This window comes from Bacillus sp. TH19, assembly GCF_016651075.1.
In the GTDB taxonomy this organism is placed as follows: domain Bacteria; phylum Bacillota; class Bacilli; order Bacillales; family Bacillaceae_G; genus Bacillus_A; species Bacillus_A mycoides.
The window spans coordinates 1,898,394-1,910,767 of sequence record NZ_JAEKEO010000010.1 but is presented as its reverse complement, the minus strand read 5'-3'; the positions used below and the strand labels follow the sequence as shown (position 1 = coordinate 1,910,767).

Sequence of the window (12,374 nt, the reverse complement as noted above, 5' to 3'; positions counted from 1 at the left end):
TCGCTTTCCTCCTATTTACACAATATATTTCCCGCGATTTATAATAACTTTCGCAATATCTCTCTTTTTCGTAAATAAGTTTGAGTATAAAGGCACTAATAATTGACGGATTTCAGCTAATATTTCTTGTCTATTTTGTTCTTCTGTGACAGCTGCTGAAAGAATGGAAATCGCGGATTCTTCTACTTTACGATATCCTTCTTCACAAATAACATCTGTTATCATTTGTTTCGTACGCTCTTTTTCCTCACCATTTTTACTAACTGCTTTCCTCGTACGTAAAAATGCTGATTCCATGACGTACACGTCCGTCAACATATTTGATAATACGCGTGAATATTCTTGCTCTTGCTCAATTTTTAAACCTGGAGTTTTAGAGAGCGTTTTCAAAGATTGTTTCAACAATTTTTTCGCTAATAAAATGTAACGATGGTTTCTTTCTACATTTGCCACATCAATTTCTACTTCAGCATCTTCTATTTGCTCGATTTGCTTCATTAACATTTTTGCAACTGTTAATCTATTAATTTCATTCGTTCCTTCAAAAATACGACTAATTCTAGCATCACGATATAATCGTTCTACTTCGTATTCTTGCATATAACCGTAACCACCATGAATTTGTACAGCTTCATCTACGATATAAGCAAGTGTTTCAGAAGCGTTTACTTTATTCAGTGCACATTCAATTGCAAATTGGGACATTTTTTTCATAAGATCTTCATCACTCTCATGAATTGCTTCATCAATTACACCCGCTGTACGGTAAGCTGCACTTTCTGCTCCATATGTAGAAATAATCATATTGGCAATTTTCTCTTGAATCATCGTAAAATCTACTAATTCCGTTTGGAACTGTTTTCGCTCTTTTCCATATTGAACCGATAAACCAATTGTTTGTTTTGCTGTTCCAATATTTCCAAAAGCCAGTTTTAGTCTAGCAAAGTTAAGGATATTAAGAGCTACGTGATGCCCTTTCCCAACTTCCCCTAAAACATTTTCAGCAGGGATGACAACATCTTCTAAAATAAGCGTCGCTGTTGAAGAACCTTTAATCCCCATTTTCTTTTCTTCTAGTCCAATGGATACACCTTCACATGTTCTTTCGACAATAAACGCTGTCATTCCTTTATTTGTCTTCGCAAAAACAACGTATACATCTGCCATATGAGCATTTGTAATCCACTGCTTCTCACCATTTAACTTCCAAGCAGTTCCATCTTCATTCAATACTGCACTCGTTTTTGCACTTAATGCATCAGAACCAGCATTTGGCTCAGTTAAAGCATAAGCCCCAATCCATTCTCCAGACGCAATTTTCGGCAAATATTTTTCTTTCTGTTCTTTCGTTCCATAATATATGTAAGGCAACGTACCTACACCGGCGTGTATATTAAAAGAAACGCTAAATGCACCAGCGTAACCCATTTTCTCTGCTACAAGACCTGAGACAGCCTTTCCTAACTCGAATCCGCCATAATCTTCTGGTACCTCAATGCCTAATAATCCAAGTTCCCCAGCTTTCTCAAATAATTGACGAGAAACTTTATAGTTATGTTGTTCAATATTCTCAATTTGCGGGACAATTTCTTGTCTAACGAATTGTTCTGTCGTTTTTGCAATTAAATCTTCATCCCCTGAAAAATCTTCTGGTGTAAAGAAAGTATTATTCACATCTTTATTGAGTGAAAAAAATTCATCCCATGGTAACTTCGTTTTCTCCATCTGAATCCCCCTATCATTTCGGCCTTCGTTGATTTTTGCATATGCTCGTCTACGATGAGTGGAATATCTTATTATTGAAAACAGAAGGCGATGATTTTTCACATCAAGCAGTTCGTTTTGCCAAAGATGTATTTTCATCGCCTAAATCCTTCTACCTATTGATCTTCAGATAATACTGTTTTTGCAATTCCAGTATCTAACTCTTCAAAGTCATGATATGAAATTGTTTCATATAATTCACTTCTCGTTTGCATATTAGAAAGTGCATCTTTTTGAGAACCCGTTTCCTTAATTAGCGTAAACACATTCTCATATGCTTTTGCAGCAACACGAAGTGAAGTTACAGGATAAATTACCATTTGGAAGCCCATATTCGCAAATTCCTCTGCACTATAATATGGTGTTTTTCCGAACTCAGTCATATTTGCTAGTAAAGGTGCATTCACTTTGCTAGTAAATAAACGGAATTCTTCTTCCGATTGAAGCGCTTCTGGGAATATTGCATCTGCCCCTGCTTTTACATATGCATTCGCTCTTTCAATCGCTGCATCTAATCCTTCCACGCCGCGAGCATCTGTGCGTGCTACAATATATAAACTTGGCGCAACTTCTTTAATCGCTTTAATTTTTTGAACTAATTCTTCTGTAGTAACAAGTTTCTTACCATTTAAATGTCCACATTTCTTTGGTAATTGTTGATCTTCAATCTGAACAGCCGCAACTTTCGCTTCCACCATTTCTACAGCTGTCCTCGCTACGTTTAGTACTCCACCAAATCCTGTATCAATATCAACAAGAACTGGTAAATCTGTAGCTCTAACTAGATCCCTTGCTCTCTCTGCTACTTCAGTAGACGTCACGATTCCTAAATCTGGTAGTCCTTTACTTGCAGTGTAAGCAGCTCCCGATAAATATAGAGCTGAAAAACCTGTGTTTTTCGCAACAAGAGCCGCCATTGCATCATGAGCACCTGGAATTTGCAAAATTTCATTTGCTTCTACTAAAGCTCGGAAGCGATTCGCAAGCTCCTCTTGTGTTGACTGTTTATTCACAACCCAAGCCATTCTAAATTCCCCCTATTATTAAATTAAGAATAGATCTACAAATTCGTTTACATTCATATTTTCTAGTTTTTCTTCATTTAGACAAGCTTCATGGATTTTTTCTTGTTGCTTACTAGAATAATGACCTGCCATATTTGCAGTGAATTTTCGAACAACTTTTGGAATTGCTTCGTCTCTACGGAAACGGTGGCCAAGTGGGTATTCACATTCCACATTTTCTGTTACAGTACCATCTTTAAAATGAACTTGAACAGCGTTGGCGATTGAGCGCTTGTTCGGGTCAAGGTAATCTAAACTGTACTGTTTGTTTTCAACAACAACCATCTTATTACGCAATTCATCTACACGTGGATCATTCGCTACTACATCCTCATAATCATCCGCAACGATATCTCCTTTTAATAAACCTATTGCCGTAATGTATTGTAGGCAGTGATCGCGATCAGCTGGGTTATTTAATGGACCTTCTTTATCGATAATACGAATTGCTGACTCATGAGTTGTAATTGTAATACGATCAATTTCATCTAATCTTTCTTTAAGTTCCGGATGTAATTTCACTGCACATTCTGCAGCTGTTTGTGCATGGAATTCTGCTGGGAATGACACTTTGAATAATACATTTTCCATTACATAAGATTCTAGCGGTCTTGCTAATTTTAATTCTTGCTTGTTAAATAACACATCTTGGAATCCCCATCCTGGTGCAGATAATGCCGTTGGGTAACCCATTTCACCTTTTAATGCAGTCATTGCAAGATGAACACCGCGGCTCGTCGCATCACCTGCTGCCCATGATTTACGTGAACCTGTATTTGGAGCATGACGATATGTACGAAGACTAGAATTATCAATCCACGCATGTGATAATGCATTAAAGATTTCCTCACGCGTTCCGCCAAGCATTTTTGCAACTACTGCAGTCGTCGCTACTTTTACATATAATACGTGATCAAGACCAACACGGTTTAAACTGTTTTCTAAAGCAAGTACACCTTGAATTTCATGTGCTTTAATCATCATTTCTAGTACTTCACGTACTTTTAATGGTTCTTTTCCTTCTGAAATACGAACGCGGCTAATATAATCTGCAACTGCTAAAATTCCGCCTAAGTTATCAGATGGATGTCCCCACTCTGCTGCAAGCCAAGTATCGTTATAGTCTAACCAACGGATCATACATCCGATATTAAATGCGCCTTTTACTGGATCTAGCACATAAGATGTTCCTGGTACACGTGTACCATTTGGCACGATTGTTCCTGGTACAACTGGTCCTAATAATTTCGTACACTCTGGGTATTGTAGTGCTAAAATTCCACATCCAAGTGTATCAAGTAATACGTAGCGAGCCGTACTGAATGCCTCTGCACTTGTAACCTCTTTATTTAATACATAGTCTGTAATTTCTTCTAATAATGCATCTTTTTGTTTAATTTCATTTGTTTTAATCATGCTATTCTTCCCTTTCTGTCGAAAATTCGTTATTATTAATGATGGGTGTCGGTCAAACACCCATCTGGCGGGCGGCGCTAACAACTCCCCAGTTGTTTTTATTTACTAAATGCATGTCGCTCGCCAATATAATTTACACGTGGACGGAACAAACGATTGTTCGCATGTTGCTCAATTACGTGTGCACATAGCCCTACTGTTCTAGAACTAAAGAAGATTGGTGTGTAAAGTTGAATTGGAATACCAAGCATCCAATATACTGGAGCAGCATAATAATCAAGATTCGGATAAATTCCTTTTTCCTTCTCCATAATTTTTTCTCCAGCTTCACACATTTCATATAGTGTATAATCGCCTTTCACATCACATAACTGCTTTAATGCTTCCTTCATCATAAGTGCTCTTGGATCCATCTTTTTCATATAAACACGGTGTCCAAAGCCCATAATTTTTTCTTTGTTATATAGTTTCTTCTGTAATAACTCTTCAAATTTCTCAACATTACCAGCTTCTAAAAGCATGTACATAACCGCTTCATTCGCACCGCCATGAAGACTTCCTTTTAAGGATGCAACTGCTCCTGTTAAAGCGCCGTATAAGTCGGATTGCGTTGATGCAATAACGCGTGCTGTAAAAGTAGAGTTTGGCATTTCATGTTCACTATATAAAACAAGGGAACGATCAAAGATTTTCTCTTCAAGTTCAGTTGGTTTCTTTCCAGTTAACATATAGAAGAAATTCGCACTATATGACAATTCTTGAAGAGGCTCAATTGGTTCCTCATTATTTAAAATATGGTAGCTATTCGCTACAATATTTGGCACTTTACTTAAAAGCTTGTATCCTCGACTTTTATTCACTTCTAACGAGCGGTTTTCGATATCACTATCGTAACCAGCTAATGCAGACACACCTGTACGTAGCCCATCCATAGGATGCGTTTCCTTAGGCAATGCCTTTAGAACATTGAATACACCTTCTGGCACTGCATATTCTTCTTTTAATTTCTTTTCAATTGTTGCTTTCTCATCCTCATTCGGTAAACGTTCTTCTAATAAAAGGTGCACAATGTCTAAATACTCTTTTGTTTTTGAGAGTTCGATTAAATCATACCCTTGAATTACAATTTCACCTTTTACTGTGTCAAGAAACGAAATTTTCGTTTCCGCTGCTACTACACCATCTAATCCCGGGGAAAATTTTTCTTCAGCTTTCATCATTATTTCCTCCAATCCTAATAGATCTTCGTGCACATAACTGTAAGCCTTTACAATAATATGAAACTACATTTCTATTTCAATGTATCAGAGTTTTTAGAAGATTTCAATTTATTTTATAATGATAAGTTTCCTATACTTTTACCGATGTAATAATACAATTTTTCAAAAATAACTTTCATCTTTTATAAAGAAAGGACAGACATCCTTTTACAATGTTTTAAAACGAAATATAACAATTATCCATATAATCCCACTAAATATACCTTTAATCCCTTTTTCTTCAACAAACATAAAAAACCGAGCTGCACTCATGCACAGCTCGGTTTTTTATAATATTTATTTCATATTCCCATAAATATAATTCTTATATAAAATTTATTTATTTTTAATAAAATTATTATTTTACATAATTAAATTAAATTTCTTCCGTTTCTTTACGATAGCTTACAACTAATTCATAGTTTTGAAAGTACGAAAGATCATCAAAATCTATAAAAATAAACTACCGTCTTTCTCAACTGACACTATTTCCCGAACTGATTTCTCAGAAACAATCCCTAAAGAATATCCGGGCTGAATTGAGCTATTTCCTCCGTACCTTACAATACATCAAATAGATTCATTCATGCTTTATACGCAAAATCTTTTTTGCCTAATCGTTGTTTTACAAAAATGACAAATATAATTAAAGCTATTAATCCTGAAATTGTACTACCTGCAAATAAAATACGGTAACCAAACATTTGTGAAACTACTCCAAGTAAAATCGCACCTAATCCAATCCCTAAATCAAAAGCGGTAAAGAATGAAGCGTTAGCAACTCCTCTTTTACTAGGATCAACAATTGTCAGCATCGCTGCTTGTAAAGCGGGCTGTGCTGAACCGAATCCAACACCATATAATGCCGCTGCAATCATTACACCTATCAAACCATTTGAAATCGTTAGTACAACTATCGCTAAAATAGTAATACATAGTGCCGGAAGTATGATAAAAACTTCTCCATACTTATCTAATAGTTTTCCTGAAATAGGTCGTACAATTGTTAAAGCAATTGCATATACAAGAAAGAATGTCCCAGGATTCACATCAATTGATGACGCGAATAACGGTAAAAATGTTGTTATTCCTCCATATGCAAATGATAAAAAGAAAACAACAACCGTTATTGATAAAACGGATTTTTCAAACAGCTGAATTTTCCCTTTTTGTTTTTGTGGCGTGAATGGTATTTTCGTTATTAACGATAATACGACTGCCATAAAGGATAAAAGAGTTGCTAACAAGAATAGACCATGAAATGAATAATTTTGTACAACCCATAATCCAATCATCGGGCCAATTGCCATCGCGATTGTCATACCAGCCCATCCCTTCACCACGACGTGAATCTGGAATAATATCAGTTATCGCTGTTCCAACTGCTGTTGTAGAAACAGCCCACGTCACTCCGTGAATAACGCGTAAAACAGCTAAAAGGACAATAGTCGATGCTAAATTATACGAATACATCGTTATCCCAAAAAATATGAGTCCGAAAATAATAAAAGATCTTCTACCATATTGATCTAACATACCTCCAATAATCGGTCGTATTACAACTGCCGCTATTGTAAACATTCCCATCATCAGTCCAACTTGCGATTCATTTCCACCAATCTCTTTAATAAAGAGCGGGAGCGTTGGAACAAGTAAATAAAACCCCGTAAATAAAAATAACATCGCGATAGTCATTTGTATAAATGATTTCGTCCATAATCGTTCCATTAAAATCCCTCCATAAACACGTAAAATATTACAATCAACACATCAATTGTATATTTTTCATGTTCCCTTGCCCTCCGCTAATAGACGTATCTTTTCATAATAGATGGTCTACCATCAATTTAAGTTGGTCTTACGACTTTATGCCTATGTTTTAAGCAAAAAACCTATATATGTACCTTTATAGGTTTTAGAAGAATATACTATTTTATTATTAAACTTAGGAGTGATCGTTTTCATGTGGGTATCACCAAGAATAACCGCCGTTGTCCCATCAGCTCCCTCAATACATGTTCCTGTCGTTCATACAGCTAGTTCTGATGTTGGTATCGAACTTCCTGCCGCTTGGCAACAATATCAATCGACTGACCAAGTCACCCCTTCATTTTGGCATCATGGTACACACCCGAGTAGTACTACTTTTTATGGCCCTAGTTATCCAATACCGCCAACTCAAATTTTTTATCATTTCCCATCAATTTACTTTCAAAATTTCTATGGTACTTTTAATATTTAAAAATAATATTACTCTTTATAATACAAAAAGCACCAAAGAAACCGTTTTTCCCGGTACCTTCGGTGCTTTTAAAATGCATTATTTATTGTCCATTATTGGAAGGAGCCTCTCCTGTGTTCCCGCCAGTAGTTGGTGGGGTTGGAGTTTCTTGGCCACCTCCAGTGGTTGGTGGATTTGGAGTTCCTTGACCACCTCCAGTGGTTGGTGGATTTGGAGTTCCTTGGCCACCTCCAGTGGTTGGCGGATTTGGAGTTCCTTGACCACCTCCAGTGGTTGGTGGATTTGGAGTTCCTTGGCCACCTCCAGTGGTTGGTGGATTTGGAGTTCCTTGGTCACCTCCATTAGTTGGTGGATTTGGAGTTCCTTGACCATTTCCATTGTTTTGTTCATTTTGCTTATTCTGTTCATCTTGTTTCTTTTGCTCTTCTTGCTTCTTTTGCTCTTCTTGCTTCTTAAGTTCATCTTGTTTCTTTTGCTCTTCTTGTTTCTTAAGTTCTTCCTGTTTCTTTAATTCCTCTTGATTTTTCTCTTCTTCAGTTTTTTGCTGTTGATCTTGTTTTGGTTGTTCCGTTGTATCCGGTACGCTAGTATTTGGAGATGAATCACGTTTTTCACCTTTTATACGCAATTCACTACCTTCTTGAATAACACTACTTGGCATTTTAAAGCGTGATTTATCTGTAGCCATCTCGCTCATCATTTCTTTAAAGATCAACTGTGCAATTTTCGTATTTTTACTACTAATATACTCGTCTTTACCATCTTTCGTATATCCAGTCCATACTGCCATCGTATATTGCGGTGTATATCCTGCAAACCAACTATCACGAGTTGCACTTTCTGGAATTCCATATTGTGCTAGTTGTTTTGAAGAATAGTTAGTTGTACCTGTTTTACCAGCTACATCTAAAGAGGCCACATTTGCCGATGTACCAGTACCTGATGTAACTACGGAACGAAGCATATCAGTAATCATATATGCTGTAGAATCCGCCATAACTGATTTTGGTTTTTGTCCAAAACTTTGTGACTTGCCGTCTGGATAAACTACTTTCTTAACAAAATGCGGCTTCGTATACTTACCGTCATTCCCAAATGCCGCATAAGCACCTGCAATTTCAGTTGGTGACGCTTCATTTGTACCGATCGCTGTTGATTCTGTCGGTGCTACATTAAATGTAATACCTAATTTCTCAGAGAACTCTTTCGATTTACTAATACCTACCTCTTTAGCTGTTTTAACTGCTGGAACGTTACGTGACATTTTTAACGCTTCACGCATAGTAATTGGGCCTAAATGACTTCTGTCCGCATTTCGAAGTTCTTGTCCAGTTGAATATTTAAATGGAGAGTCATCGATTTGATGATACGTAGCCCATTTTAAATATTCAATAGCCGGTGCATAATCAAAGATTGGCTTCATAGTTGAACCAGCTGCACGATCTAATTCAATCGCCATATTATGCCCTTTAAATACTGCTTTATTTTCACCGCGCCCACTACCTATAGCGCGAACTTCTCCAGTTTTCGTATCCATAAATGTGAAAGCACCTTGGAATTTATCATTTGGATAATTAATAATATTTGTATTCAAAATATTATCAGCTAATTTCTGTGCTTTTGGATCCAATGTTGTATAAATTTCTAAACCATCAGATCCAATATTAACATCTGGTATTTCCTTTTCTACTTCTTTAACTACTGCATCCATAAATGCAGTATATGGCATCGCTTGTAGTTCAGCTGCACTCTTAATATTTTTATCCACTGGTACTTTCGATGCTTCTTCCATTTCTGCCTTTGTAATATAACCATGTCTATTCATTAAGTTTAGTACAGTATTTCTTCTTTCTGTTGCCCTTTGAACATTTTCTTTTTTCGTTGGGTCATAGTTATTCGGTGCTTTTGGTAAGCCAGCTAGCATCGCAACTTCTGGTAATGTTAAATCTTTCAATTCTTTACCGTAGTAGTTTTGTGCTGCTGTTGCGATTCCATATGAACGGTTTCCTAAATTAATTTTATTTAAATACATCTCTAATATTTCATGTTTTGAATATTGTTGTTCTAGCTTATACGCTAAATATATTTCCTGAACCTTACGTTTTGACGTTTTTTCCATCGATAAGAAGTAGTTTTTAATAACTTGCTGCGTTATCGTACTACCACCTTGAGAGCCATAATCTCCCTTAAGACTAACTAAAACTGCACGAGCAGTACCTTTAAAATCTACTCCGCTATGCTCATAAAAACGCGAATCTTCTGTTGCTAAAAATGCATTTTCTACTAATTTTGGGATTTGATCATACGTAACATTCGTCCGCTTTTCTTTCCCATATTCATATACCAAATTCCCGTCTTTATCATAAATTTTTGAGGATAACGGATTAACAAGTTTTGCTTTCTCAAGTTTTGGTGCATCCTTAATCATTACGAAAAAGGTAGCAACCCCTGCCACTAAACCTACAATACCCAGTAGTAAACAACTGATTAAAAATTTACGAAAAAACGATGTTTTACCTTTTGGTTTTGTTTTTTTAGAAGCTGGCTGTTTTTTCTTTTGAACTTGTCGTCGCTCCTCTCGAGAACGATAATTTTCTGACATGTTACTTTCTCCTGCCTTTCAATTCTCCCGTTGATTTACTTGAAAATATTGAGGTCACTTTCCCAAATACATTTAATCAAGAAAGTATATTGACCTGGAGCATTCAATATTTTCCCAATTCACAGATTATACATTTTAGAATACTTCTTATACAAACTATTTTCACTTCTATTTTTTCTAATAATACTGCCCCTTAAAGCATAGAATGTAAGAAGTGAATTTTTAATACCTCGTATAAATAATATACCTTTTTTTCAAATGGTCAATATTTTCTTATTTATAAATCAAAGGTGAAATAAAAATAGCACAACGATATGTACTTCGTGTGAACTTCCTTATAATTACGTATAACAAACATTTAATATATTGCATATAAGTATAATACTCCTTTAATTATTAGGATTTCAACACGACAATCCCCTTCTCTACAAGAAACCATCTAAAATGAAAAATAAGGAGTTGCGTAATGATGAAGCTATCTCCCGTTATTTCAAAAAAATTAGTTGCTGTTGGCTATAATCCTTTTTCTATGATTTTACGTATTCAACTAAAGAATGGTATGTATGATTTCTTTAATGTGCCAGAAAGCATTTACACCGGTTTATTAAACGCACACTCTAAAAGTTATTATCATAATACTTATATTAAAAATTCTTACCGCTATACTAAAATTTAAACTTGATTGGCATACAAAAAAGAAAGGCGAATCAAATCCCCTTTCTTTTTTGTATGTCAATCGCAATTTACCTTCTATTTCTTTTATTAATTTCATCATACGCTTGAACTTGTTTTTTAAGTCGCCTGTCGGCTTTTTTATCATGTACGACAAGAACTGCGTGTATCGCTCCTGGAACCCAAAAATTAAGGTTAAAATGAAATTAATAATCGCTTGAAACGGCTTTCCGCAAAATAAAACAGCTACCGGCGGAAGTAAAATTGCTAATAAGTACATCATGTCTGAAAAACTCCTTAATGTTTATTTTTCGCTTCTTCCCCATCCATCTCCTACACTATCAAACCTATGAAATCATGTTATTTCTAAAAGCGTATATAAGAACTCATCATTACAAAAATCACATATAATAGTATAACTAAATGAGAAGCCTCTCACTAACGTTAACAAGTTATTTTCACCTGTTCGTTTATATGTATATTCTACGCCTATATGAAAAAGCCTACAAAAACAATTAACACATCCATCTTGTCCTACTTCTAAAATTGAAATACTCCAAACTTCATTGAAATGAGTATTTCATCACCTTTTCTTAGATTCCAATCGTTGTTCCTCTACTATTTCGGTTAATCCAATTGCTGAAATTACAGTACCTATTGCCTGTATCCAAATACCTATTAGCCCTATTATACGTTGATCTTCTTTATCTATATTACTGTCTTCTTTTCCCTTTTCTTCTTTTGGTATATTTTTAATACCTTCATATGCTTGTAATCCCGCACCTAAACTTTGCATTGAATTCCCTAATACGATAATCCACTGTATTCCATTTATCTCATTCAATGCTACTTCTACTCCTAAAAAAGCGCCAATTGATTGCAAACTATTTCCAGTAATTATAAGGAAATCATTTTCTTTCATTTGTTCATTGAGATTAAAATACGTTCCTATTACATTTGAAATATTACCTAAAGCTAATAACTCAATCCCCGTTTTCGCTAGCGCTTTATTTTTATTATCTATAGTTACCTCTTGCTTCTCACATTTATCTTCATCTTTCGCATCATTAGTTGCTATAATTTGTAATATATATCCGAGAGCTTGTAATGAACTCCCTACAATAACGAGATCCGACTCAATCTTTTCTTCCCCTGCAAACCCTCTAGTTGTTCCAATTGCTGCTATAAGATTTCCTCCTACTTGAAACCAGGCACCTGTCAATTCTAAATCGCGTAGGTTCATTTCCCATCACCTATATTTAAATTTTCTAGTACATTCAAAACAAACAAATATCACCTTTAATTCATTATTCTATTTTTCATATGTAATTTTGTGCATCACATAATGTACTAAT

8 protein-coding genes and 3 pseudogenes are annotated in these 12,374 nt (G+C 35.5%); 2 read left to right on the top strand and 9 right to left on the bottom strand.

Annotation, left to right across the window (positions count from 1 at the left end; genetic code table 11):
• Positions 1–15: 15 nt before the first annotated feature.
• The 6 genes and pseudogenes from JFU54_RS27450 to JFU54_RS27425 form a co-directional block, all read right to left on the bottom strand.
• Positions 16–1,725, bottom strand: coding sequence for an acyl-CoA dehydrogenase family protein (locus JFU54_RS27450; RefSeq protein WP_201067206.1), 1,710 nt, complete (start codon positions 1,723–1,725; stop codon positions 16–18).
• Between the two features lie 155 nt (positions 1,726–1,880).
• Positions 1,881–2,789 (bottom strand): methylisocitrate lyase, encoded by a 909-nt coding sequence (prpB, locus tag JFU54_RS27445; RefSeq protein ID WP_002031847.1) that lies wholly within the window; start codon positions 2,787–2,789, stop codon positions 1,881–1,883.
• Positions 2,790–2,807: 18 nt separating this feature from the next.
• A complete protein-coding gene (gene prpD, locus JFU54_RS27440; protein WP_002085755.1) occupies positions 2,808–4,244 on the bottom strand; it encodes a 2-methylcitrate dehydratase in 1,437 nt (478 codons plus the stop codon).
• 98 nt (positions 4,245–4,342) lie between these two features.
• Positions 4,343–5,464 carry a citrate synthase gene (gene mmgD / locus JFU54_RS27435; protein ID WP_002127276.1) on the bottom strand — a complete coding sequence of 374 codons (1,122 nt, stop codon included), beginning with the start codon at positions 5,462–5,464 and terminating at the stop codon, positions 4,343–4,345.
• 415 nt (positions 5,465–5,879) lie between these two features.
• Positions 5,880–6,067, bottom strand: a pseudogene (locus JFU54_RS27430) (HesB/YadR/YfhF family protein); the annotation flags it as partial.
• Between the two features lie 20 nt (positions 6,068–6,087).
• A pseudogene (locus tag JFU54_RS27425) lies at positions 6,088–7,231 on the bottom strand (MFS transporter).
• A gap of 235 nt (positions 7,232–7,466) precedes the next feature.
• On the opposite strand from JFU54_RS27425, the gene JFU54_RS27420 reads away from it, so the two are divergent.
• The gene (locus JFU54_RS27420) at positions 7,467–7,745 is read left to right on the top strand and encodes a hypothetical protein (RefSeq protein WP_002085760.1); all 279 of its coding nucleotides are present in this window, start codon (positions 7,467–7,469) and stop codon (positions 7,743–7,745) included.
• A gap of 82 nt (positions 7,746–7,827) precedes the next feature.
• Here JFU54_RS27420 and JFU54_RS27415 read toward each other — a convergent pair whose 3' ends face one another.
• Positions 7,828–10,347: a PBP1A family penicillin-binding protein gene (locus tag JFU54_RS27415; RefSeq protein WP_201067199.1), complete on the bottom strand. Its 2,520-nt coding sequence runs from the start codon at positions 10,345–10,347 to the stop codon at positions 7,828–7,830.
• A gap of 466 nt (positions 10,348–10,813) precedes the next feature.
• Here JFU54_RS27415 and JFU54_RS27410 point away from each other — a divergent pair, with 466 nt between their 5' ends.
• Positions 10,814–11,023: a KTSC domain-containing protein gene (locus JFU54_RS27410; protein WP_002085762.1), complete on the top strand. Its 210-nt coding sequence runs from the start codon at positions 10,814–10,816 to the stop codon at positions 11,021–11,023.
• Between the two features lie 67 nt (positions 11,024–11,090).
• Here JFU54_RS27410 and JFU54_RS27405 read toward each other — a convergent pair.
• Together JFU54_RS27405 and JFU54_RS27400 are read right to left on the bottom strand one after the other, a co-directional pair.
• Positions 11,091–11,302: pseudogene (locus JFU54_RS27405) on the bottom strand (YqaE/Pmp3 family membrane protein).
• Between the two features lie 300 nt (positions 11,303–11,602).
• The gene (locus JFU54_RS27400; RefSeq protein ID WP_002035373.1) at positions 11,603–12,262 is read right to left on the bottom strand and encodes a DUF6944 family repetitive protein; all 660 of its coding nucleotides are present in this window, start codon (positions 12,260–12,262) and stop codon (positions 11,603–11,605) included.
• Positions 12,263–12,374: the final 112 nt, after the last annotated feature.